This is a genomic window from Cellvibrio sp. QJXJ (assembly GCF_024452345.1).
Classification (GTDB): Bacteria; Pseudomonadota; Gammaproteobacteria; order Pseudomonadales; family Cellvibrionaceae; genus Cellvibrio.
Map to the genome: position 1 here is coordinate 3,380,496 of NZ_CP101662.1, position 23,940 is coordinate 3,404,435.

Below are 23,940 nucleotides of genomic sequence, written 5' to 3' on the forward strand. Positions count from 1 at the left end.
TATCCGGTTTGTTCGGATTCATTTTGGATAAGGTGCTAAACCAATGACCAGTAGCCAGGAGCAATCCCAGCAACACACCAAAGACCTGGTGTTGAATGTATTTCCGGCGGTAATGCTGGAAAAAGGCTATATCAAGATGACGGTACAAGACATCATCAAGCGCGCCAATATTGGCCGCACAACCTTTTATGCACACTTCACCAGTAAAGAGGATGTGTTGAAGGGTTCAATTGATCGTTTGCGCGATAACCTATTATCTGCCGTGAGTCAGGATGAATCGACGAGGGAGGGCTATCTGACATTTACCTTTTACTTTTTTGATCACATCATCAGTCATAATAAATTTTATGATGATCTGGTGGGGCGTGATGATTTTTTTATTGTTGAGCGTTACATCTTACGAATGCTCACTGATTTGCTTAATCGTGAAATTAAACTAATCCCCGGTTGTGATGCGCAAAGCAGTAGAGCCGAGTTAGTGGTGCAGCATTTAGTAGGCGCAATTTGGGCAACCAGTGTTTGGACGCTTGAGCGTAAACACTTGTCCGCAGAAATGGTCAATGGATGTTTTCAGGATATGGCGTTACCAGGTTTTGAAAAAATCATAAAAACACTGTGATTCTTTGACAATTGTTTTTTATTCTCGATCGGCTCGAAACTTACAACAGGCGGCTCCGGCCAAGAGCGAAAGTTAAGGCACGTCAATATAATTGACAGGACAGGTAGTTTTCTCAGAATTTTTACCGCAGTCACTGGTTATATTGATTTTTCTACTGCTGGAAACGATTCGCCTACTTCTTGCAAATTATTTTCTAAAAACAATACTGAATTATTGTAATTTGATTTATTCAGTTCTTCTGCAGCATACAGCTTCATAAATTCCTAAATATAAAGACTCTACTTTTTACTTCCGCTGTTGGTATAAAGCCGAATTTCCCCCAAACATCCACCGCTATACTCGACATAATGTCCAAAATCGCCTTCAAAATAGACGTTCAGCCATAAAAACCGATTGCGCATCGGTTTTTATGGCTTTAAGCTCTGCCAACATTGATAAACCATTAAAGCGAGCGTTTTCTGTGCAACTGGGCGAATTGGAAAAATTGGTATTGAATTACTTGTGGGAGCACGGCACTGCCGATGTCAAACAGGTTCACGATCATTTTAAAAAGACGCGCGGCGGAAGCCTTAATACCATCCAAAGCACATTGGATCGCCTGCACAAAAAAGGCATCCTCGCACGGGAAAAACAAGGCCACGCCTACCAGTATCGCGCCGCTATCGAAAAGAAAGCTTTTTTGGGCGAGTTGATCCGTACCGTTACCCAGGATTTCTCTTCTGACCACAATCATGTGCTGGCGGCTTTTGTCAGCCTGTCTGCCGATCTTGATGAAGCACATTTGGATAGCTTGGAAGCGCTGATCAAAGCGTCCCGGCAACAAAAAAAGGATGAGGCACCATGATCACCGGAACTGGCGGACTACTGCTTCACCTTTGGCTGGTGGTTGGCCTGAGCGTGCTGGGCGCTGCCCTGTTGATGGCACTTATCCAGTCCCGATTACTGGCGTGGCTGACCTGTTTCAATGTGACTGCCAAGCAGCGATTCCTCTGGTGTATCGCCTTGTTTCCCTATGGTGTCGGCCTCTACGCCGCCACTCTGGTGCTCACACCCGCACTCACCCATGAATTCCTGAGTGTTGACCATGGCCACCTGCATTCCCTCCAGGGTCACTTCCATTGGTTCAGTTGGCAAGGTGCCGGGGTTTTGCTGCTATCTATGATTGCTGGTTGGAAATTACTGACGATGTTGTGGCGTAGATCCCGGCAGCATCACCAGCTGCAAACACTGCTGGCATTTTCAGAAGTCGATGCAACCGGCTGTTATCGGGTAGAGAGTGATATCCCCAACGCCTTCACTCTGGGATTGTTGAACCCCAAAATCCTCATCAGCCGCGCGCTTGACCGTGCACTGACTGCGGACGAGCTGGATATTGTGTATCGCCATGAATTGGCGCATCAGCGTGCGCGCGACCCGCTGCGTTTGTCGCTTTTCGGGATGCTTATCTCGGTATTTATCCCTTCAGCCCGCCAGGAACTTTACGCAACGTTGGAGCTATTGATTGAACAGCAGGCCGATGCGGAAGTGGCCAGTCAGTTTTGCGATCCGTCTACCGTTGCTGCCACGCTGGTCAAAGTGAATCGCCTTGCGCTGCGCTATCAACGTCACGCCCTGGATTTTTCTGCCTGCGGATTTTGCACCACCGCAATAGAAGCTCGCATTCAACAATTATTGGGCAGTGATCATGGCCGCGCTTTTCCGATCCCCAGTTTTCTTCTCAGTACCTTTGCATTGGTAGCGGTCGGTATGTATTACGCCAATAGCCTGCACCACAGCATCGAAACCCTTCTGCATTACCACCCTTAATTACCGGCACTGGACTCCATTACTATGTTGATTTTCCCTCTACTCACGCACTTAAAACCGATCCGCAATCGGTTTTTTGCGCCAAAAGGCCTACTGCTACTGCTGTTGATTGCACCCTTAGCAAACTCTGTAGAACAGACAAAACCTGCTCAAACCCTCGGTTTGCAACAGGCGGTTAGCAAAACTCTGGAGCAAAATCCGACTCTGGTTGCCTTCGGTTACCAGTTCGAGGCGCAGGCTGGCCGGGTGCAGCAAGCGGGTTTAAAACCCAATCCCGAATTAACGCTGGCGGTTGAAGATGCCTTCGGCAGTGGTGAATTGACCGGTATGGATAGTGCGGAAACCACGCTTGGGATCAGTTGGGTGCTGGAAGGCCAACAGCGCCGCGAGCGGGTCAATGCCTCGCAGGCACGCACCTCGGTGCTGGAGGTGGAACGCGATATCCAACGCCTGGATGCCGCTGCCAAGAGTGCGCGCTTGTACATGCTTGCACTCGCCCTGCAAACCCGTTTGCAACAAGCCGAACAGGCTATTGATTTTGCCCGCAATGTGGTGAAAGTGATTGAGCAGCGGGTCAATGCCGGTAATTCGCCCGCTGCTGAAAGCGCCCGCGCCAAGGTGGAGTTGTCGCGCCGGTTGCTGGAGCATGAGGATATTGAACACGAACTGCTGGTGGCAAAGCGTCAGTTAGCCGCACAGTGGGGTGCAACCCAGGTTGACTTCACGGCGGTGGAAGGAACACTGACTCAGCTGCCCAAGGTTGCCAGCTATAGCGAATTGAAAAGCCGTCTCGATCAGAATCCACGCCTGCAATACTTCGTCACCAGCGAGCGCTGGGAGGAGTCGCAACTGGCGCTGGCCAAGGCACAAAGCAAACCCCAGTGGCGATTATCCGCCGGGGTAAAACACCTAGCCGCCACTGATGACCAGGCGCTGGTTGCCGGTGTTGCAGTTCCGCTGGGTGTGTTTGATCGCCAGCAAGGCCGTATTACCGAAGCCCGTGCCCTGATGGCGCTCAACCGCGCCGAGCGTGAAGCCGAGCAGATCCAACTGGACACCAATTTGTACGGCACCCATCAGGAATTGCTGCACAGCCTGCATATTGTGAATGCCTATCAGACCGAAATCCTGCCCGCCCTCGCTACCGCTCTCAACGAAACTCGCCGCGCCTATGACTTGGGGCGTTACAGCTATCTCGAATGGCAAGCGGTGCAGCGCGATTATTTAGATGCGCAAAACACGTTGATTGAGGCCAGCCTTGCCGCGCACCTCAAAGCGATTGAACTGGAACGCTTGACCGGTGTGGCGATTGCCCCGGCAACGACGACGTCAACAACAACTGATTCCACTACAAACTGATATGAGGCTCTGTATGAACCCGATGATAAAAAGCCGTGCCTGCGCTCTGGCGCTGGTAGTGGTAACTGCTTGTGGCCTCAGCGCTTGTAGCGATTCCGGATCTAATGCAAATGCAGGTCATGGCGATGGCCATACCGCTGAAGCGCCCGCCGTCGAAAAAGGTGAGCACAATGGCCGCTTGCTGCACGACAAAAACTTTACCCTCGAACTCGCCATTTTTGAAACCGGTGTGCCGCCCGAGTACCGCGCCTGGGCGTTGGTGGATGGCAAACCGATTGCACCCGCAGAGTTTAGCCTGCAAGTTCGCCTGACCCGTTTGGGCAACAAAATCGATACGATTAACTTTGCTCCGCAAGGCGACGCACTGCGCGGCGATAGCGTTATTTACGAACCGCACTCGTTTATTGTCACGGTCGAAGCGACCCACAAAGGCAACCAACACCGCTGGGAATACGAAAGCTTTGAAGGTCGCACCCGCATCGAACCCGCCGTTGCAGAAGCGCTGGAAATAGCCACAGAAATTGCTGGTCCGGCGCTGCTCAAGGAAACTATCGCCGCCTATGGTAAGGTCGTCCCCCACCCGAATTTGGAACGCGATGTACAAGCTCGGTTTGATGGTGTCGTTACCGATGTTCAAGTCACCCTTGGGCAATCCGTCGAAGCCGGGCAAGCGCTGTTTACGGTCGAAAGTAACGAGAGCCTGAAGTCCTACACCGTTAAAGCGCCGATCAAAGGCGTGCTCACCGCGCTCCATGCCAAAGCCGGACAACAAACCGGCGGCAAAACATTGGCCAGAATTCTGGATAACAGCCGCATTTCGGTCGAACTGGCCGTTTTCCCCGAACACTTGCATAAGGTAAAAAACGGCGCGCCGGTTACCTTGACCTTCGCCGACTCCGAGTTTGAAACCCGCATCGAACAAGTCGCTCTGGAAACCAATGCCAATCAATCGGTCAACGCCCGCGTCACCCTCGACCAGCCTTTGCCCTTGGGCGCTATGGTGAAGGCGCAGATCCAGATTGATGAGTATGAAGTGCCACTCGCAGTAAAACGCAGCGGCTTACAAGCCTTCCGCGATTTCACCGTGGTTTACGCACAAATTGGCGATGAATACGAAGTACGCATGTTGGAATTGGGGCGCGAGGCCGGGGACTGGGTGGAAGTACTGGGTGGATTGGAACCCGGTACAACTTACGTGACTGAAAATAGTTTTGTGATTAAAGCGGATATTGAAAAGTCCGGCGCGTCTCACGATCACTAAAACACGCGATCACTACGCCCACTACTGAATACGGAAAATATCATGTTGGAATCGATTATCAATTTTTCGCTACAAAGGCGCACGCTGATTCTCAGCCTTGTGCTTGCGGTGTGCGCGCTCGGTCTTTGGAATTTCAATCGCCTGCCGATTGATGCCGTGCCCGACATTACTAATGTGCAGGTGGTGATCAATACCGAAGCACCGGGTTACACGCCACTGGAAGTGGAACAGCGCGTAAGTTTTGCGCTGGAAAATTCCATGAGTGGTTTAAAGGAATTGAAATACACGCGCTCACTGTCGCGTTATGGTTTGTCGCAAATTACGCTGGTGTTTAACGACGGTACGGATATTTATTTTGCCCGCCAGCAAATCACTGAACGTTTGCTTTCAGCTGCCGATGAATTGCCCGCAGGCCTCACACCCAAGTTAGGCCCTGTAGCAACAGGTTTGGGTGAAATTTTTATGTTCACCGTGGATGCCGAACCGGGCGCGACTAATGCCGATGGATCAGTGGTGACACCGACGGATTTGCGCTCGGTACATGACTGGATTATCCGCCCGCAATTGTTGCGCGTACCCGGCGTGGTTGAGGTCAACCCGATTGGCGGTTACAAGCGCGAAATTCTGGTTGCGCTCGATCCACAAAAATTACTCGCCTTAAAACTGAATCAGGAACAGGTGATCGCGGCGCTGGAACGCAGCAATAACAATCGCGGTGCCGGTTTTATCGAACACAGCGGCGCGCAGTGGTTGCTGCGCGTTCCCGGCCAGGCACAAACACTCGCCGATATCGAAAATACGCTGCTCTATCAACAAGACGGTGTGCCCATCCGCATTAAAGATGTGGCCAATGTAGAAGAAGGTTTGGAGTTGCGCTCCGGCGCCGCCTCGCAAAATGGCCGCGAAGTGGTGATGAGCACTGTGTTTATGTTGATCGGCGAAAACAGCCGCACGGTTGCGATGAATGTCAGTGAAAAATTAGCGGAAATCCAGCGCAGCCTGCCCGAAGGTATCACGGCTACTGCCGTGTATGATCGCACTAACCTCGTCAATAAAACGCTCAATACCGTACAGAAAAACCTGCTGGAAGGCGCGTTGCTGGTTATCGTGGTGTTATTTGTTTTGTTGGGCAATATGCGCGCGGCGCTGCTTACTGCTGCGGTCATTCCTATTGCGATGTTAATGACCATTACCGGTATGGTGCAAAGCCAGGTAAGTGCAAACCTGATGAGCCTCGGCGCGCTGGATTTTGGTTTGATCGTCGATGGTGCGGTGATTATTGTAGAAAATTGTTTGCGCCGATTGAGCGAAGCCAATCGCACACGCCGATTGCCGCTTAACGAACGGCTTGCACTGGTGTTTGATGCAACACGCGAAGTGATTCGCCCGGCACTCTTTGGTGTCTTTATTATCACTGCCGTGTATTTGCCAATTTTTGCGCTCACTGGCGTCGAAGGCAAAATGTTCCATCCCATGGCCATTACCGTGATTATTGCGCTGGTGAGTGCAATGATTTTGTCGATTACCTTTGTGCCTGCGGCCGTAGCCATCTTGTTTAAAAAACCTTTGGAAGAACGACCCAATAAAGTCATGCAGCGCGCGTTTTCTTTTTATCAACCACTGCTGCAACACTCCATTAAATGGCGTGTCGGTGTAGTGAGTATTGCGGCGATTTTTGTCGTGCTGTGCGGATTGTTATCGAGCCGGTTGGGCAGTGAATTTATTCCCAATCTGGATGAAGGTGATATCGCCATGCATGCGCTGCGCATTCCCGGCACCTCACTCACACAAGCGCTGCAATTTCAGGAACAGCTCGAAGCCAAAATTAAAACCATGCCTGAAGTGGAGCGCATTTTTGCCAAGATTGGTACGGCAGAGGTGGCAACTGACCCTATGCCACCGAGTGTGGCCGACAACTTTATTATTTTAAAACCGCGCAGCGAATGGCCCGATCCAGACAAAAGCAAAGCGCAAGTTGTGGCCGAGTTGGAAGCCTTGGTAAATACACTGCCCGGTAACCGCTACGAATTTTTGCAGCCCATCCAAATGCGTTTTAACGAATTGCTCGCCGGTGTGCGCGCTGAATTGGCGATCAAAGTATTTGGCGATGATTTTGAACAATTGCTAGCAGCGGGTGAAGCGATTGAACACGCGGTTGCCGATATTCCCGGCGCGGCGGACGTATCACTCGAACAGGTCACCGGTCTCCCTATGCTCAGCCTGCAACCGCGACTGGAAACCATGGCGCGTTACGGTGTGACCCTGGAGCAATTACAAGACACCATTGCTACCGCCTTTGGTGGTCAGGTCGCGGCGCAATTTTACGAGGGTGATAGACGCAGCAATATCGTTGTGCGTTTGCCAGAGCAACTGCGCAGCGATATGGATGCCATGGCCGATCTGCCGATTGCTTTGGCGAATCAGGATTATGTACCGCTAGGTGAGCTGGTCGATTTCGAACAGAGCATCGGCTACAACCAGATCTATCGTGAAAATGGCAAACGTCGCATCGTGGTAACCGCTAACGTGCGCGGTCAGGATCTGGGTTCGTTTGTCGATCAGGTGCGCACGACTATCGAGGAAAACGTCGAACTTCCTGCGGGTTACTGGATCGAATACGGCGGCACCTATCAACAATTGCAATCTGCATCAAAACGTTTGTCGTTAGTGGTCCCGGTCACACTGATGTTGATTCTCGCGTTGTTAGTGATGGCATTGGGTTCCTGGAAAGATGCCTTGATTATTTTTTCCGGCGTACCACTCGCATTGACCGGTGGATTGTTAGCCCTGTTGCTGCGTGATATTCCATTTTCGATTTCAGCAGCCGTCGGTTTTATCGCCCTCTCGGGTATTGCGGTATTAAACGGATTGGTAATGGTGTCGTTTATTCGCGACCTGCGCCTGCAAGGCCACGGTTTGGATGATGCAATTATTCAGGGCGCTATCACGCGCTTACGCCCGGTACTGATGACTGCATTAGTCGCCGGTTTGGGTTTTGTGCCCATGGCATTTAATAGCGGTATAGGTTCGGAAGTACAGCGGCCATTAGCGACCGTGGTGATCGGCGGGATAATATCGTCAACCTTATTAACGCTCGTGGTACTGCCCGCGCTTTATCGATTGCTGCATCGTGAATCATCGTCACAGAACAATAATGCAAACCATAATGTAAACAACAATCTGCAACCGACCAATTAATCTTTTTTGAAATGTAAGGAATCTATTGTGAAATTTTTACTGCTAGTTTGTTTAACCTTTGCCAGCAGCTTCGCATTGGCGCACGGCATGTCCGCAGAGGATCAGGCGCGGATTTTGAATGCGGGTTATTTGGAATACCTGCGGCTGGGTGCCACCCACATGCTCAGTGGTTACGATCATTTATTGTTTTTGTTCGGGGTGATGTTTTTTCTAACCCGCTTCAAAGACATTTTGATTTTAATTACGGCATTCACTGTTGGTCATTCGATTACTCTGGTGTTTGCGACCCTCGCGGGAATCACCGCCAATTATTATTTGATTGATGCCGTGATCGCACTTACCGTGTGTTACAAGGCGTTTGATAACCTCGATGGTTTTAAAAAATACCTGCAAACCCGCTCGCCCAGTTTGATCTGGATGGTCTTTATCTTTGGGCTAATTCACGGCTTCGGTCTTTCTACCCGTTTGCAACAGTTGCCACTAGGCAACGAAGGGCTAGTGCTCAAAATCCTGTCATTCAACCTCGGCGTTGAACTGGGGCAAATTGCTGCGCTGAGTATCATGTTTGTATTGTTGACCCTATGGCGTAAAACCGAATCCTTCCAGAAATTCAGTGCAGCCGCTAACGTATTGCTGATGTTTCTGGGTGGCTTGTTACTGTTGATGCAATTACACGGGTACCAACATTCGCAATACCCGGACGACTTTCCACTCAATGCTGACGATCACTCGCATATCCATGAAGATATGGCGAAGTCGGAATCACCACTTTCAGGCTATAAAAAACCTTTGACTCTCGGCGCGGAGCCAGATGCAGCTGAAGCACAGGAATCCGACATGCACACGCATGATGGCGAAGATTATCATTCACACTAAACGTTATTTTTAATCACAGAGGAAAGTAGCAATGAAAAAATTAGCAGCACTTTTATTGATGGGCGTATTGGGCAGTGCTCAATTGGTTGTAGCGCATGAAGACCATGAGCACGCTTACATTACCGAATCAGCAGCGTTAGTGGTTGCGCAAAAAACACTAACCCAATTAACCGAAAAAGATGCCGGTCTGGGTTTTGGAAAGCTGCCAGCCAACTGGGCTGAAGTTCCCGCTAAAAATGTGAAGCTTCATAAAAACGGCGACGGCTACTATATCGTTGCAGCCACCAATGATGCAGAAGGAAAAACTTTGTACGTACTTTTATCATCTGAAGACGGCGCCGTGTACGATGCCAATTTCACTGGCGAGTTTAAAAACCAGAAGGAATAGTAAATCCATATCAGCTAGCAAACCCGATCTTTTTGCTAGCTGATATACACCCAACTTATTCTGATGAATGCATCAGAGGCTATTCCTTATGCTCGATGTTTTGAAAAATTCCACTTATCGAAATTTGTATTTAGCGCAAGTTATCGCATTGATGGGTACGGGATTAATCACGATAGCGCTCGCGTTGCTGGCGTATGACCTTGCCAAAGATCAAGCAGCACAAGTACTCGGTATTGCATTAGCAATCAAGATGATTGCATACATAACTGTGGCACCGGTGGCCTCCGCCTTTGCGGAAAGATTATCTAGAAAAATTGTGCTGATAAGCCTGGATGTTGTCAGGGCGCTAACTGCCTTGTGCCTTCCATTTGTCACCGAACTTTGGCAAATCTACACTCTGATTTTCATTTTACAATCTGCCTCTGCTGCCTTTACACCGGCATTTCAGGCGGTCATTCCTGATGTATTACCCGATGAAAAAGACTATACAAAAGCGCTGTCACTGTCGCGGTTGGCATATGATCTGGAAAATATCCTAAGCCCCATATTGGCCGGTTTACTTCTTTCCATTGTTACGTATAACAATCTATTTGTAGGCACATTTTTAGGATTTGTTTTCTCCGCATTCTTTGTAATGAAAACCACGTTACCCGTTGCGAAGAGGCCACCATTCAAAGGTGTATTGAATCGAATTAAACAAGGGTCACGGATTTATTTTAATACACCCCGCTTAAAAGCATTGTTTGCCTTAAACCTGGCGATTGCCTCTGCAAGTGCAATGGTGATTGTCAACACGGTGGTTATCGTCCAATCCACGTTCCAATTATCAGCGCACGCAACAACATTTGCATTTGGTGCTTTCGGTTTGGGTTCAATGTTAGCTGCGCTCTATTTGCCACGCATCTTGGAACATAAGTCAGACAAGGCCGTCATGATTTCAGGTGCGACACTGCTGTCGATCTGTTTATTTTTAGGCGCATTTGCCAGTAGCTATTTTTTACTATTATTGCTGTGGCTCATCATGGGCATAGGCTATTCGGTTGCACAAACACCCACTGGTCGTCTTATCCGAAAATCAGCACGCAGCGAAGATAGAACTGCATTATTTGCCGCGCAATTCACCTACTCACACACCTGCTGGCTTCTGACTTACCCCTTGGTCGGATGGTTAAGCTCGAACTTTGGCGCTATGTTCGCATTTATTCCTATGGCGATTATCGCTGCAACTGCCATTGTTATCGCTTATACGATTTGGCCCAAGCACGATGATCCAATGGTTTCGCATCATCACGATAGTTTATCGCCAGGTCATGAACACTTGCTGGTAAAGGATGAACAGGGCAATCACATCCATGACTATTTAATTGATGAGTACCATCAAAAATGGCCCAGATAGTATTGTCCCTGCCATTTCTGAGGAAACTTAATGAACTCACCGAAAAAAATCCGCCTCCATTTAAAGCAACACGTACGTTTGTTTTTGTATTGGTTTTTCTGGCCACTTTAGTTGCTGCCGATATTTATTTTATTGCATCCAAAAAATATAGCGGCGAAAAAAATGAAGGCTCAAGTTCATCTTCGGTGCAGAAAAACAATAGGTAGTCAGCTTTGGTGTGAACGTGGCGGTTGATTCACTATGGTTTGTTTTGCCTTTTTTGCTCTACCGGTAAAACGGTTTGGAATTGAATTGTTGTAAAAAAGCAGATTAGTTTTTTTAGTTCCGATACGAATCCGTTATTGGTTGAATTTTTAGTCGTTTCTATTACTGAATCAGTTAAAAACGGAAAGCGCGGGATAAGCTGATATCTAAGCGTAACCAACGTAAGATCAGAAAAGACTAAAAACCTAGAAATGAAAAAAGCGCACCAAACGCTTTTTTCATTTCTGATTAGGCAGATTAAATAAAATCCGGCCTACTTTTTATCGGAATTTTTCGAATATCCTGCTTACTGGCTAGGGGGAATTATAACCCGGCTTGGGCGCACCCTTTCGGGTTCCGGTCTGCGCCAACATGTCCATTAAACTATATTAATCAATTTTGAGTAAATATTTACTAAGAAAGCAGATTAGCGACTGTTAACTCTCAATGCCTTTAGAAGTACTATAACGTTACTAACATATTCTGGTGTTTGTCGGGCCTGAAATTATGGATGTCTCAAAGTCAATCTCCATTATGAGTACATCAAGTCAGCAAAGACCGATAACGGATAGTGGCTTCTATTTCAACCATTCTGTATAAAAAATGTTTTAAATGCCTTGATGATGATTTATGTGCCATTCTGGCTTGTTTTTCATAGAGTGGCTTGGTTCAGTTATTAATAGCTACTCGCATTTAGTCGCGTTCACTTGACAGTAGAAATTCAGGCGAAATGGATCCGAGCCGTTAGCGAAAATTAAAAATTGCTTCTAGTTGAAACCTATATGATAATTTCACTGCGGGGCGACTGACCGGATGAGATTGAGCGCCCCCCAGCGGGGAAACCCGTAGCCGCGCAAGGCGGTTCGAGGCGAAAGCCGAAGTGATTCTGGATACCCTAAAGGCACCTTTTTGGTGCCTTTTTTTATTGGGATTCAATCCAGATAGGGGGTAAGGTAGCGTTGATCGTCTGCCATCGCTATAAAAGGTATGCATCCATACTTTACAGCTACTTCAATTAAGCCTCGTTCAAGGCGGGAGCCGTCTTTAGCCTTTGGCTAACGTTGTATTTAGCAGGCTGGATCTTTTTTTTTGATATACTCATTTGAAGCAGAGAATTCAGGCATTTCGCCGACAATGAAAAAAATGGTCGCCCGGCTGGTTTGGAGCATAGTCCCGCAGTCGGTTCCGACCAGTCTATTTAAAAAGCCGATACTTTTGGCTTTATGGTTGAAAAAGTTAAGTTTGAGGGAGGTACCGCAGTTCGGTTAGTAAATATTGGGATGTCTGCATTAGATTAAATAGTATCGCCAATTATTTTAATGATTTTTTTTGTTTATTAAAGATCAATAAAATTAGTATCACTATTTATTTTAAAGCACAAAAATAGTCAGCTATATAAATCAATATCTTAGCTTTCTAAAAGTATCACTAATTATTTTACACCGACACCTGTGTTACTTCCCGACAATAAATAAACCCAATACAAAACCTCCACATCTATTTACACGTAAAAACTTTTTCATATTTATTGATAAAAAAATCCGCATTCAATTTCATTAAAAAATAATAAAAAATTTCGTTTTAAGATGAGCGCGGCGACAAAAAAATCTGAATAGGGTTACATCGACAATCTACATAAGGTTTATTTGACAATAACATCTTGCAGTCGTATACAAGTGCACTTCGGAATCACCTCGTCAATCTAAACAATAACAACAAGGCAGTATGACGACCGAAAAAATGCCTGTTCACAAGGAGCAGGGTCGGTCCTCAACGCCCTCGATCTTTTTAGTGGTATTGGTTGAGCGGCATTATTCTGGAGTTTAATAATGAAATTTCCTCTCATCGGTAAAAGCACCTTGGCGGCGCTTTTCTGCAGCGCCCTATTGGGTGTAAACAACACCCAGGCACAAACCCTGACCAATAATGCGACGGGTACCCACAACGGTTTTTACTACACCTTTTGGAAGGATTCCGGCGATGCGTCCATGGGTTTGCAAGCGGGTGGCCGTTATACGTCCCAGTGGTCCAATGGCACCAATAACTGGGTGGGTGGCAAAGGCTGGAACCCGGGTGGCCCCAAAGTGGTGAACTACTCGGGTAGTTACAATGTGGATAATTCGCAAAATTCTTACCTGGCACTTTACGGTTGGACGCGCAGCCCCCTGATCGAATATTACGTGATTGAAAGTTACGGTTCTTACAACCCGGCGAGCTGTTCGGGTGGCACAGATTACGGCAGCTTTCAAAGTGATGGCGCTACCTACAATGTGCGTCGCTGCCAGCGGGTACAGCAACCGTCCATCGACGGTACACAAACCTTTTATCAATACTTCAGTGTGCGCAGCCCGAAAAAAGGCTTTGGCCAAATCTCCGGCACCATCACTACTGCTAACCATTTTAATTTTTGGGCGAGTAAAGGCCTGAATTTAGGCAATCACGACTACATGGTGCTCGCGACCGAGGGTTATCAAAGTCGCGGCAGTTCCGACATTACCGTGAGTGAAGGCACGGGCGGTACTACCAGCAGTTCTGTTCCGTCTAACGGTAGCGGCAGCTCCAGCTCGGTCAGTGCTAATACCGGAGGTGTGCTGGTGCGCGCACGGGGTGTTGCCGGTGGCGAGCATATTAATTTGCGTATTGGCGGCAGCACTGTGGCGAGTTGGAATCTCACCACCAGCTTCCAGGATCTGAATTACACCGGCACTGCCTCGGGTGATATCCAGGTACAGTTCGACAATGATGGCGGCAGCCGCGATGTGGTGGTGGATTACATCCGCGTCAACGGCGAAACCCGGCAGGCGGAAGATATGAGTTACAACACCGCCTTTTATACCAATGGTTCCTGTGGCGGCGGTGGCAACTCGGAATTGATGCACTGCAACGGCGCGATTGGTTTTGGTTACACCTACGATTGTTTCAGCGGCAACTGCAGCGGTGGCAGTACGGGTGGCGGCACTAACAGCAGCGTCGCCAGCAGTGCGGGCAGCACAGCCAGTTGCGCCGGTTATGTCGGCATTACGTTTGATGACGGTCCCGGCGCCAACACCACTACTCTGGTTAACCTGCTCAAACAAAATAATCTCACGCCAGTGACCTGGTTTGTGCAGGGCAATTATGTAGCGGCCAATAGCAACCTGATGTCGCAACTGCTGAGCGTGGGTGAGGTACAAAACCACAGCTATACCCATCCACACCTGATCAATCTGGGCTATCAGCAAATTTATGACGAGCTGAACCGCACCAATCAGGCCATCCAAAATGCGGGCGCACCCAAACCCACCCTATTCCGTCCGCCTTACGGGGAAGTGAATACCAACGTCAATCAGGCTGCCCAAGCGCTCGGGTTGCGGGTGATTACCTGGAATGTGGATTCACAGGATTGGAACGGCGCCAGTGCAACAGCCATCGCCAATGCCGCCAACCAACTGCAAAATGGTCAGGTGATCCTGATGCACGATGCCAACTACAACAATACCAACGCCGCTATCGCGCAAATTGCGTCCAACTTACGCGCCAAGGGTTTATGCCCCGGCCGCATTGACGCCGCCACTGGTCGCGCCGTTGCACCTGCCGGTGCAGTAGCGAGCAGCAGTCGTAGCAGTAGCAGCACATCCATCGTTGCCAGCAGTAGTAGTGTCGCCACTGGCAACGCCTGCCAGTGCAATTGGTGGGGCACGCGCTACCCTTTGTGCACTAACACCGCCAGTGGTTGGGGTTGGGAGAACAACACTAGCTGCATCACCACCAGCACTTGTAATAGCCAGGGTGCTGGCGGTGGGGGAGTGGTTTGTAATTAATATTGAGCAGTAGTTTTTAAAGGGAAAAGGCCAAAAGAGAATTTCTTTTTTGGCCTTTTTTAGTGTTGCAGTTAAGGATTCATTCTTTTCAGGCTATTGCCATTCCATTTCCAGTTCATGGTTTGATACTGCTCTGCGCTATCCTTAATAGTGGCGCCGAGAGTTTTGGTTTTTGAATTTATATCGAACTTGGGATAATTCCCGACAAAAATATATTTTTGCTGTGTTGGATCAAAAACCCAATAATCCAGATAAAGATTTGGTGTACCGAAAGAAGTGGTAACCGCCAAATCGGGATTGCTATCAAAATTAATGTCTGGAAATAATACATACCCAATATCGCCAGCCAGAATGCTAATGTCTGGGCTAACTACTAGTGTCTGATTTCCATGCGACGACACTACTGTCAATGCCTTAATTAGCTTTTCATCGCTCCCCAGATCTTCTGTAACTATTTTAATTTTCACCAGACCATGTGCGTTTTGATGAATGCATTCCTTCAAATCCTCATACGAAAACCCACATTCTGTTGTTGGTGCTGGGTCACTAATATGGTGTTGGGCGTTGCAGGCATTAAAAATAAATACCAATCCTAAGATAATAATTTTTTTCATCGTAAGTCCCTATATAAGGAAGAATTTTGCTCTATTAAGATATTCTTGACGATCAGGTAATCCATTAAAACCACCATTTACTCTTCTAGTAACTGCCCTTAAATCATCAACATCAGAATAATTATTTAAATTTCGTTTGTCCCAAAACCATAGACTGGCATCAAGTGCATATATAGGATGTAAAGATACAAGCTTTTCGTTTCCTTTTGTTAGAAGATTTAGGCAAGCGAAATTTGCGTAATCTGAGTAGTTTTTTCTGCCGGTTAACTGGATCAACCCTCTTCCTTTAAACCTCACTCCATCGCCTTTCTCAACGTTGCCAAGGTCTTTTCTAGCTTCGTAAGCCATTCCACTAGCTATTTCTTCGGTATAAGTAAGCGACATGCTTTCATGACCAATTTGGGCCAAAAAATGCGCTGTTCGTAATGATGAGTTAATTCTGTATCTGGGAAGATTTTTGACTAGTAGGGGGTGGTATATCTTCACGGTGGCTGGATTTCCATATCCCATAATCGCGATCAGAGCATCAATACTTAGTCCTTTGGAGAGTGTTTTCTTGAGGCTTTTGATAGTCAAACCATTTGGATCTACCCTACCATCAGGTTTGGCCATATTAAGGATATTTTTTTGATAAAGCTCAATTGCCGAAATGGTTTTTTTGCCTATTGCGCCATCAACCGCGAGTGCGCCATTTAGTGGAAATTTACTTGATCGAGAGAGATTTAATGCAGCTTGTATGACCTTTACATCGATTTTCGTATTGGAACCATTGTTTCCTACGCTCTGCTTTATACACATGCTTGTGAACTCCTTTTTAATTAATATCCACTTACCATTAGATAATAATTCGATTCACTATCAGACGGATGTGTCTGTTGTCTCATTCCAATAGTTGAAGTGGACTTAAACGCGTTATCATGTCCAGCCCTTCCTTCGGCTCGGATTCCCCTCATGAACGACCTCACCCTCCTGCAACTTTCATTAGTCCTACTGATTTTTGTGTGGAGCGGTTTTGTGCGCACCGGTTTGGGCTTTGGCGGGGCGATGATGTCCTTGCCGTTGTTGCTGTTGGTGGATAACCGGCCGCTGGTGTATTTGCCGATTATTGCGGTGCACTTGTTAATTTTTTCTACGCTCACCGTGTGGCAGAACAATCGCAAGCGCGCATTGGCGGAGGAAAAAAAGCCCTCCACGGTGGATTGGGTTTATCTGAAAAAATCGCTGAAGATTATGATTATCCCCAAGCTTATTGGGGTGGCCGGGTTGTTAACCATTCCGGCGCAGATTATGAGTGCGATTATTTTTGTCATTATCTCGGTCTATTCCCTCACTTATATTTTGAATAAACCCTTTAAAAGTTCGCACCCGGTGAGTGATGGAATTTTTCTATCGCTCGGTGCTTATATTAGTGGTACGTCTTTGATTGGTGCGCCGTTGATTATGACGGTGTATATGGTGCATGTGGCGCGGGAAAAATTGCGCGATACCTTGTTTGTGCTCTGGTTTATTTTGGTGAGTATCAAAATGGTGGCGTTTTTAATTGCGGGGGTGGATCTGCAATTGCAGGCGCATTTGTGGTTATTGCCGGCGACCGCGATTGGACACTATTTTGGTTTGAAGTTTCACCAGCGGTTAGTCAGTGCGGATCCGGTTGTATTTTATCGCGTGATAGGCACGGCCTTGTTGTTGGTTAGTGGTGCAGGTTTGGTGTCGGTTTATTGGTAAGATTCGGGTTATAAGATTCCTTCAACATTTTTTTCGGCGTTTATTCAACATGACTGATTCCCCTGAGAAAAATAGCTTACCTGCCCCGGTCAGTTTTTGGTCGGCGTTTTTATTTTGGCTGAAACTGGGCTTTATCAGTTTTGGTGGCCCGGCCGGGCAAATTGCGATTATGCATCAGGAGTTGGTAGAGCGGCGGCGCTGGATCAGTGAAAAACGTTTTTTACATGCACTCAATTACTGCATGTTATTGCCCGGCCCCGAGGCGCAGCAGTTGGCGACTTATTTGGGTTGGTTAATGCACCGCACCTGGGGTGGTTTAGTGGCGGGTTTGTTATTTATTTTGCCGTCGCTGGTGTTATTGATTGTGTTGTCCTGGGTGTATATCGCCTATGGCGATGTGGCTTGGGTGGCGGGGATTTTTTACGGCATCAAACCGGCGGTAACCGCGATTGTGTTTCAGGCGGCTTATCGCATTGGCAAACGCGTATTAAATAATCATTGGTTGTGGGCGATTGCAGCGCTGGCGTTTATTGCGATTTTTGCATTGAAAATTCCCTTCCCTTACATAGTGATTGGTGCCGGACTTTTGGGTTACATCTGCAGCCGCTGGCGACCCAATTTATTTCAATCTGCAGGTCACAATTCAGGGCAAAAAAATAGCGCTGCACAAAAAAATTACGGCCCTGCCCTGATTGATGACCATACGCCCACGCCTGCGCATGCATTATTTCGCTGGTCGCGTTTGACCGGCATTGTGCTTGTGGGTGCAGCGCTCTGGTTAATTCCTATGGCACTGCTCTGGTCAGTTTATGGATGGCAGCACCAGTTCACCCAAATGGCCTGGTTTTTTACCAAAGCGGCGCTGCTCACCTTTGGTGGTGCCTATGCGGTGTTGCCCTATGTGTACCAAGGTGCGGTGACCCATTATTCCTGGCTCACGCCCACTCAAATGATTGATGGTTTGGCGCTGGGTGAAACCACGCCCGGGCCGTTAATTATGGTGGTGGCTTTTGTCGCGTTTGTGGGTGCCTATGTGCAGCAGGCCTTGGGTGCTGATTTGCAATTTGTAGCGGGCGCAACGGCCGCTATTATCGTTACCTGGTTTACGTTTTTGCCGTCGTTTATTTTTATTTTTGCGGGGGCTCCGCTGATTGAAACTACCCATCAAAATATAAAATTCACCGCACCGCTGACGGCCATTACTGCAGCAGTGGTTGGGGTGATTGTTAACCTGGCATTATTTTTCGCCTATCACATTATCTGGCCAGAGGGTTTTAGCGGCGAGCTGGATTGGCTATCGGCCGTGATTGCGCTGCTGGCGGCGGTGGCATTGTTTCGTTTTAATATCAGCGTGATGAAGGTGATCGGTGCCTGTGCGCTGATTGGTCTGCTGGTACACACCCTGATGTTATAAATCAGGGTGTATTTTTTTAATCTGTGTGTTTCGCAGAATATCTTTTACTGCCGCCATCGGCCCAGAGTGTTGCCAGCAAACCCAGTGTCGGCACAATAATAAAACCCAGGGTGACGGGCATGACAGATTGGTTGTAAGCCTGACCGATGTAAGTGCCCAAACCCATGGAAATAAGCGATGAGCTAGCGCCTATCACCGCCGCCGCTATGCCGGCCACATGCCCCATGGGTTCCATAGCAATCGCGTTTAAATTGCCAAACACCAAACCAAAACTAAAAAATAAAATGCTGGCGTAAATCACAAACATCCAGAGTGCGGGTTGTATAAAAAACTGCAGCAATAAAAATAAAACTGAGCTGGCGATAATCACGTAAATCGCACGGCGGCTAATAAAATGCATGCCCAGGCGCTCGACAAAACGCGAATTAAAAAGGATGCAAAACCCAGAACCAGCGCCAAACCGCCAAAATATACGGTAAACAGTTTTCCGGTGCCGTAAAGCTCCTGCAGAATTTGTTGCGATGAATTGATGTAACCCAAAAAGCAGCCAAAAAATAACCCCATCGCCAGGGTGTAACCGGCGGTGAGGCGATTGCTGATCACGGTTTTAAAACCATCGCTAATTGCTTTCACACTGAACGCAATGCGTTTTTCACGCGGCAGGGTTTCTTCCAAACGGAAAAAAATTAATGCGATGACTGCCGCTGCAAAAATCAGGTAGAACACAAAAATCGCGCGCCAGTCGGCGACCAACATAATGGCCTGCCCGATGCTCGGCGCCAGTGCGGGTACGGTGATAAAAATCATCATCACCACCGACATAATTTTTGCCATTTGGCGCCCAGCAAATTTGTCGCGCACAATAGAAATGGCGCAAATGTAAGGGCCGGAAACCCCCAACCCCTGCACAAAACGGCCGAGCAGCAATGCGGTTAAATCCTGCGCAAAAATGCACAGCACTGTGCCGAGCAAAAATAAACCTAAACCCGCATAGAGAATTTTTTTGCGCCCCAAGGCATCGGACAATGGCCCGCTTACCAATTGCCCTAGCGCCAAACCGGCAAATAACAGACTGATTAACAACTGCGCCTGATTGGGGTGCGCCATAACAATGTCGGCGCGAATCATATCGAAGGCGGGCAAGACCGCATCAATCGCGAGTGCCGTCATGGACATCATCAGCGCGACCAACACAATAAATTCACCGGTAGGTGACGGCGCGGGTAGATGTGTGGCTTGCTGGCTGGGGGAGTGAGTGACGGGTTCGGTGGAATTCATGGGGAAATCAGTCGCTTTAGATAAAAATGGAAATAAATAAGAAAAATATGACTGCTGGCGCAGCTTGGGCATCTTACTACTCCTGACTTACTACCGCACCGCTTATCCTTCCTCTACCCCGCTCGGCACCTTTTGCCCTCTGGTCTTGGAGCAAAAGCGAAAATAGCTCCACCAATCAAAAGGAGGGATTTTATGAAACACACCCCGGTCATCCGTTGTTTAGCGTTATGTTGTTATCTCAGCTGTCTTTTTATGAGCAGCTTTCAATCGGCGCTGGCGCAACCAACCGCAGGTGATGATAAGCCTGCACCGCAAAATCTTGCGGAGCTGCAGGCGGCGGTGGAAAAAATTCGTGTCGATACCCAGACTCCTGCCATAGGCATCGCCCTGGTAACCCGCGATGGTCCGCAATGGGTTGCCGGGTTGGGCTTGGCGTCGTTGGAGCAACAAACACCTGCCGATGAAAACACCCTGTTCCGTATAGGCTCCATTAGCAAAATGTTTGTGGCTATCGCGGTGCTCAAATTGGTGGAGGAAGGTCGACTGAATTTGGATGACAAACTGCAGGATCTTGCGCCGGATATCGCCTTTGAAAATCCCTGGGAGCAGACGCACCCGGTTCGCCTAGTGCACCTGCTGGAACACACCACCGGCTGGGATGATATGAGCCTCGCGGAATACGCCTACGCCGCTGCATCCGACGCTATGAGTTTAAAAGCGGGGCTGGATTATCGCCCGGCCTCCCGCACATCGCGCTGGGTTCCCGGCACACGTATGGCCTATTGCAATATCGGGCCCGCCGTTGCCGCTTATATTGTGGAAAAAGTTACCGGCAAAAAATTTGAAGAATATATTCAGGAGCAGGTGTTTGCTCCGCTGCAAATGGATTCCACCAGTTTCTATTATTCAAAGATTTATCAAGAGCGCGGCGCCAGCCTCTATGTGAATGGCAAACCGCAAGATTACTGGAATATCATCACCCGCCCAGCGGGTTCGGTAAATTCTTCGGCGAGCGACATGGCGAATTTTTTACAGCTGCTGATTAAGCGCGGCGAGTTCGCCCAACAGCAAATAATATCGCCCGCCTCTATTACACGCATGGAAGTAGCGCAAACTACGCTGGGTTCGGCGGCGGGTATTACCTCGGGTTATGGTTTGCACAACTACACCAGCGGTCACGAAAATTATCAGCTCACATTTCGCGGTCACAACGGCGGCATGCCCGGCGCCTTGGCTGAACTGGCCTATGTGCCTGAGCTAAACGCTGGCTATGTGTTTATGATTAATACCAGCAATCACCAAGCGATGAGCGATATTTCAAAACTGCTGCGCGAATTTTTATTGCAAGACAGAAGTCCGCCGAATGTTTCTCCGGTGCCGCTGCCTGAATCTTTTGCTGGTTTATCCGGGTATTATCTGCCGATCAATTACCGCAGCGAATTCGCGCGCATGTTTAGCGATATTCAGGGCGTGATGAAATTTACCACGAGCGAATATACGTTTAAGCGAGAGCCTTTGTTGGGCGGTTGGAAAAGTAGTGACTATGCTCGTACCAGTGACGACAAGGTGCTAATTGATGTCTGGACTGGTTTGCCCAGTATCGCGATTGTGCAAGACCCATTGGCAGGGCAAGTGGTGCAAGTCAGCAGTGATTTATTTAAACCGATTTCAGCGCTACGCGCTTACGGTGTATTGGCAATAAATAGTTTGCTACTGCTGGTGAGCGCGCTAAGTCTGCTGTGCTTTCCGGTGTGGGCATTGCGCCGCCGGATTAAACATTTGCCAATGGATGCCAGTGTATGGGTGCGCAGCTGGCCGTTAATGACCAGTGTCATTTTGTTCGCGGTGATTTTAGTACCGTCCGTGGGTGGCTCCATGGAAACTCTGGGGCGTATGTCAGTTGTTTCGCTGACGATAACGCTCGGCAGTATTCTCTATGCACTCGCGGCGCTGGTATCGCTGCTGGTGCTGTGGCGATCTTACGGTCAGGTACACAGCCGGTGGATTTATGGTTACGCCTGCCTGCATACCGGTTTGCATTTGTATATGCTGGGCCAACTCGCCGTTTACGGTCTTATCGGTATAAGAACCTGGGTCTGATTTGATGAGTTTTTATTTTTTTCCGCGCGATAAATTATTTTGGATTTATCACTGCTCAGTATTAACCGTACTGAGCCTGTTGCAACTTGTCGGATTTATTCTCTGGCGCGAGCAAGTATGGTTCAACATTGTGGGTGGCTTGCTCTGGTTGCCGTTGTTCACCCTGGCGGTGCTCTGTTACCGAAAACTGTATAAAAAGTTTAATTGGCAATCGTTAAGCATCCTTAAAACAATTCCGTTAGTCATGGGCTATGGTGCCATTTCGGGCTTTGCCGTGGCGATTGTTATGTTGGGCATATTGATCCCCCTATTTTGGGACCCACTGGTTAGTGCACTGTCATCGGTGGATGCAACACCAAACATGCGGCACCACATCGCCAACATGGTGGTGAGCAACGGGTTTATCACCCAGCTGGTTATTTGTGCCTGGATCTCCATGTACATCAGTGTCACCAGCAACAAACGTATCAAAGAGACAGAGCTAATAAACCTGCGCCTGCAGAACAGTCTGCGCGAGGCGCAATTGAGCAGCCTCGCCAACCAACTCAATCCGCATTTTTTATTTAATGCGATGAATAATATTCGCTTTCTGATTCACGAAAATCCTGAGCGCGCTGACCGCATGATTACCGAACTGTCGCAAATGCTGCGCTACTCATTGGAAACCAGCAAAAAAGATAAAGTATTGTTGAGCGAAGAAATTGCAATGATTGAGCACTACATCGACATTGTAAAAATCCAGCTTGAGGAGCGGCTGCAATTTTCCATGGCAATCGCGCAGGAGCTGTACCAATATCCGGTGCCGCCAATGATGTTGCAAATGCTGGTGGAAAATGCCATCAAACATGGCTTGGATAATTTACGCCAAGGCGGCCGCTTGCGTATTACCGGCAACGAAGAAACAAATCACATTCGCTTTGATATAACCAACGATATTGCCGCCAGCAATAATAATTTTCCGCCCGGCACAGGCATCGGGCTGGTTAACATCGAGCAGCGGCTAAAACTGCTTTATGGTGATCAAGCGTCGCTTAACCTTGCCAGCAGCGCCAGCGAATTCAGTGTGCTTGTGCGCATCCCCAAAGAGGCCCAGCTATGAAAGCGATTGTGGTAGAGGACTCGCGTTTGGCGCGTGAAGGTTTGATTAATATGTTGCGCAGTTTTGCTGAGCTACAAGTGGTTGGTGAAGCGGATCATCCTGCCAGCGCGTTGAAGTTAATTCAGGAACTAAAACCCGAGGTTATTTTTCTCGATATTCATATGCCCGGCGAAAGCGGTTTTGATCTGTTGGAAAAACTCGACTATATGCCGCGCATAATTTTTACTACCGCTTATTCGGAATACGCTATCCGCTCGTTTGATTATCACGCGGTGGATTACCTGCTAAAACCTATTAGTCAGGAGCGCCTTGCACTTGCCATTCATAAACTGACTGCCGGTGTTAATTATGACAATGGCAATTACGACAGTAGCAATCAGGACAGCAGCAATCACCAAAGTGTCGGCAATGACAGCAAACCACCACTGGATATCAACAGCCAGATTTTTATCAAGGATGGAGAAAAATGCCATTTGGTTGCGCTGAATTCCATTCGCTATTTTGAAAGCTGCAAAAACTACGTGCGGTTATTTTTTAATGAACACAATGCCTTTATTAAAAAATCACTTAACCAAGTTGAAGAGCGCTTGCCCACAAAATATTTTTTCCGCGTCAATCGCCAATACATTGTTAATTTACAGGCAATCGCTTCGATTGAGGAAAGTATTGGCGATGGCTATGAAATTACTATGGACGATGGCAAACAAATCGAGATCTCCCGCCGCAACGCCCAGGAATTAAAAGAGTTGCTCAGTTTTTAATAG

The 23,940-nt window shown here is 48.1% G+C and carries 20 protein-coding genes; 16 read left to right on the forward strand and 4 right to left on the reverse strand.

From position 1 onward, the window contains the following. The first annotated feature begins 43 nt into the window (after positions 1-43). From NNX04_RS14660 to NNX04_RS14710, 11 genes are all read left to right on the forward strand, one after another. Entirely contained in the window at positions 44-619 is a 576-nt protein-coding gene (locus tag NNX04_RS14660; RefSeq protein WP_261946257.1) for a TetR/AcrR family transcriptional regulator, read from the forward strand. A gap of 409 nt (positions 620-1,028) precedes the next feature. Further along, positions 1,029-1,463, forward strand: coding sequence for a BlaI/MecI/CopY family transcriptional regulator (locus NNX04_RS14665; RefSeq protein ID WP_261946258.1), 435 nt, complete (start codon positions 1,029-1,031; stop codon positions 1,461-1,463). Next, positions 1,460-2,425, forward strand: coding sequence for a M56 family metallopeptidase (locus tag NNX04_RS14670; RefSeq protein ID WP_261946259.1), 966 nt, complete (start codon positions 1,460-1,462; stop codon positions 2,423-2,425). Before NNX04_RS14665 ends, NNX04_RS14670 begins: the two co-directional genes overlap by 4 nt. A 24-nt stretch (positions 2,426-2,449) precedes the next feature. Next, positions 2,450-3,784 (forward strand): TolC family protein, encoded by a 1,335-nt coding sequence (locus tag NNX04_RS14675; protein ID WP_261946260.1) that lies wholly within the window; start codon positions 2,450-2,452, stop codon positions 3,782-3,784. A 13-nt stretch (positions 3,785-3,797) separates the two neighbouring features. Next, complete coding sequence (locus NNX04_RS14680; RefSeq protein WP_261946261.1) at positions 3,798-5,045, forward strand: efflux RND transporter periplasmic adaptor subunit; 1,248 nt, start codon at positions 3,798-3,800, stop codon at positions 5,043-5,045. Between the two features lie 42 nt (positions 5,046-5,087). Beyond that, positions 5,088-8,243, forward strand: coding sequence for an efflux RND transporter permease subunit (locus tag NNX04_RS14685; protein ID WP_261946262.1), 3,156 nt, complete (start codon positions 5,088-5,090; stop codon positions 8,241-8,243). A gap of 27 nt (positions 8,244-8,270) precedes the next feature. Next, positions 8,271-9,119, forward strand: a complete 849-nt coding sequence (locus NNX04_RS14690) for a HupE/UreJ family protein (protein WP_261946263.1) — start codon at positions 8,271-8,273, stop codon at positions 9,117-9,119. Between the two features lie 31 nt (positions 9,120-9,150). Further along, complete coding sequence (locus NNX04_RS14695; protein ID WP_261946264.1) at positions 9,151-9,507, forward strand: DUF6488 family protein; 357 nt, start codon at positions 9,151-9,153, stop codon at positions 9,505-9,507. An 88-nt stretch (positions 9,508-9,595) separates the two neighbouring features. Beyond that, positions 9,596-10,903, forward strand: a complete 1,308-nt coding sequence (locus NNX04_RS14700) for an MFS transporter (RefSeq protein WP_261946265.1) — start codon at positions 9,596-9,598, stop codon at positions 10,901-10,903. Beyond that, positions 10,891-11,109, forward strand: a complete 219-nt coding sequence (locus NNX04_RS14705) for a hypothetical protein (protein ID WP_261946266.1) — start codon at positions 10,891-10,893, stop codon at positions 11,107-11,109. Before NNX04_RS14700 ends, NNX04_RS14705 begins: the two co-directional genes overlap by 13 nt. Before the next feature lie 1,866 nt (positions 11,110-12,975). Beyond that, entirely contained in the window at positions 12,976-14,946 is a 1,971-nt protein-coding gene (locus NNX04_RS14710) for a glycoside hydrolase family 11 protein (RefSeq protein WP_261946267.1), read from the forward strand. Between the two features lie 71 nt (positions 14,947-15,017). Here NNX04_RS14710 and NNX04_RS14715 read toward each other — a convergent pair whose 3' ends face one another. After that, positions 15,018-15,560 carry an XAC2610-related protein gene (locus tag NNX04_RS14715; RefSeq protein WP_261946268.1) on the reverse strand — a complete coding sequence of 181 codons (543 nt, stop codon included), beginning with the start codon at positions 15,558-15,560 and terminating at the stop codon, positions 15,018-15,020. A gap of 9 nt (positions 15,561-15,569) precedes the next feature. Further along, positions 15,570-16,358, reverse strand: coding sequence for a glycoside hydrolase family 19 protein (locus tag NNX04_RS14720; RefSeq protein WP_261946269.1), 789 nt, complete (start codon positions 16,356-16,358; stop codon positions 15,570-15,572). A gap of 153 nt (positions 16,359-16,511) precedes the next feature. Here NNX04_RS14720 and NNX04_RS14725 point away from each other — a divergent pair, with 153 nt between their 5' ends. Continuing rightward, positions 16,512-17,285 carry a sulfite exporter TauE/SafE family protein gene (locus NNX04_RS14725; protein WP_261946270.1) on the forward strand — a complete coding sequence of 258 codons (774 nt, stop codon included), beginning with the start codon at positions 16,512-16,514 and terminating at the stop codon, positions 17,283-17,285. A gap of 49 nt (positions 17,286-17,334) precedes the next feature. After that, positions 17,335-18,699, forward strand: a complete 1,365-nt coding sequence (gene chrA / locus NNX04_RS14730; RefSeq protein ID WP_261946271.1) for a chromate efflux transporter — start codon at positions 17,335-17,337, stop codon at positions 18,697-18,699. Between the two features lie 16 nt (positions 18,700-18,715). Here chrA and NNX04_RS14735 read toward each other — a convergent pair whose 3' ends face one another. Both NNX04_RS14735 and NNX04_RS14740 read right to left on the reverse strand, forming a co-directional pair. Continuing rightward, positions 18,716-19,099: a hypothetical protein gene (locus NNX04_RS14735; protein ID WP_261946272.1), complete on the reverse strand. Its 384-nt coding sequence runs from the start codon at positions 19,097-19,099 to the stop codon at positions 18,716-18,718. Then, positions 19,066-20,049, reverse strand: a complete 984-nt coding sequence (locus NNX04_RS14740; protein WP_261946273.1) for an MFS transporter — start codon at positions 20,047-20,049, stop codon at positions 19,066-19,068. The genes NNX04_RS14735 and NNX04_RS14740 overlap by 34 nt, the downstream gene beginning before the upstream one ends. Before the next feature lie 180 nt (positions 20,050-20,229). Between NNX04_RS14740 and NNX04_RS14745 the strand changes: the two genes are divergently transcribed. Genes NNX04_RS14745 through NNX04_RS14755 form a run of 3 tightly spaced genes read left to right on the forward strand, consistent with a single transcriptional unit; the run spans position 20,230 to position 23,937 of the window. Further along, entirely contained in the window at positions 20,230-22,077 is a 1,848-nt protein-coding gene (locus NNX04_RS14745) for a serine hydrolase domain-containing protein (RefSeq protein ID WP_261946274.1), read from the forward strand. Between the two features lie 4 nt (positions 22,078-22,081). Beyond that, positions 22,082-23,176, forward strand: coding sequence for a sensor histidine kinase (locus NNX04_RS14750; protein ID WP_261946275.1), 1,095 nt, complete (start codon positions 22,082-22,084; stop codon positions 23,174-23,176). Then, entirely contained in the window at positions 23,173-23,937 is a 765-nt protein-coding gene (locus NNX04_RS14755; protein WP_261946276.1) for a LytR/AlgR family response regulator transcription factor, read from the forward strand. Before NNX04_RS14750 ends, NNX04_RS14755 begins: the two co-directional genes overlap by 4 nt. Positions 23,938-23,940: the final 3 nt, after the last annotated feature.

What these genes read in the sequence shown, in the direction of transcription:
- NNX04_RS14735 (WP_261946272.1), bottom strand. Translation starts at nt 19,099, where the DNA reads ATGCATTTTATTAGCCGCCGTGCGATTTACGTGATTATCGCCAGCTCA.
- NNX04_RS14695 (WP_261946264.1), top strand. Translation starts at nt 9,151, where the DNA reads ATGAAAAAATTAGCAGCACTTTTATTGATGGGCGTATTGGGCAGTGCT.
- NNX04_RS14710 (WP_261946267.1), top strand. Translation starts at nt 12,976, where the DNA reads ATGAAATTTCCTCTCATCGGTAAAAGCACCTTGGCGGCGCTTTTCTGC.
- NNX04_RS14675 (WP_261946260.1), top strand. Translation starts at nt 2,450, where the DNA reads ATGTTGATTTTCCCTCTACTCACGCACTTAAAACCGATCCGCAATCGG.
- chrA (WP_261946271.1), top strand. Translation starts at nt 17,335, where the DNA reads ATGACTGATTCCCCTGAGAAAAATAGCTTACCTGCCCCGGTCAGTTTT.
- NNX04_RS14700 (WP_261946265.1), top strand. Translation starts at nt 9,596, where the DNA reads ATGCTCGATGTTTTGAAAAATTCCACTTATCGAAATTTGTATTTAGCG.
- NNX04_RS14665 (WP_261946258.1), top strand. Translation starts at nt 1,029, where the DNA reads ATGGCTTTAAGCTCTGCCAACATTGATAAACCATTAAAGCGAGCGTTT.
- NNX04_RS14685 (WP_261946262.1), top strand. Translation starts at nt 5,088, where the DNA reads ATGTTGGAATCGATTATCAATTTTTCGCTACAAAGGCGCACGCTGATT.
- NNX04_RS14670 (WP_261946259.1), top strand. Translation starts at nt 1,460, where the DNA reads ATGATCACCGGAACTGGCGGACTACTGCTTCACCTTTGGCTGGTGGTT.
- NNX04_RS14750 (WP_261946275.1), top strand. Translation starts at nt 22,082, where the DNA reads ATGAGTTTTTATTTTTTTCCGCGCGATAAATTATTTTGGATTTATCAC.
- NNX04_RS14660 (WP_261946257.1), top strand. Translation starts at nt 44, where the DNA reads ATGACCAGTAGCCAGGAGCAATCCCAGCAACACACCAAAGACCTGGTG.
- NNX04_RS14740 (WP_261946273.1), bottom strand. Translation starts at nt 20,049, where the DNA reads ATGCCCAAGCTGCGCCAGCAGTCATATTTTTCTTATTTATTTCCATTT.
- NNX04_RS14720 (WP_261946269.1), bottom strand. Translation starts at nt 16,358, where the DNA reads ATGTGTATAAAGCAGAGCGTAGGAAACAATGGTTCCAATACGAAAATC.
- NNX04_RS14755 (WP_261946276.1), top strand. Translation starts at nt 23,173, where the DNA reads ATGAAAGCGATTGTGGTAGAGGACTCGCGTTTGGCGCGTGAAGGTTTG.
- NNX04_RS14680 (WP_261946261.1), top strand. Translation starts at nt 3,798, where the DNA reads ATGAACCCGATGATAAAAAGCCGTGCCTGCGCTCTGGCGCTGGTAGTG.
- NNX04_RS14715 (WP_261946268.1), bottom strand. Translation starts at nt 15,560, where the DNA reads ATGAAAAAAATTATTATCTTAGGATTGGTATTTATTTTTAATGCCTGC.
- NNX04_RS14725 (WP_261946270.1), top strand. Translation starts at nt 16,512, where the DNA reads ATGAACGACCTCACCCTCCTGCAACTTTCATTAGTCCTACTGATTTTT.
- NNX04_RS14705 (WP_261946266.1), top strand. Translation starts at nt 10,891, where the DNA reads ATGGCCCAGATAGTATTGTCCCTGCCATTTCTGAGGAAACTTAATGAA.
- NNX04_RS14745 (WP_261946274.1), top strand. Translation starts at nt 20,230, where the DNA reads ATGAGCAGCTTTCAATCGGCGCTGGCGCAACCAACCGCAGGTGATGAT.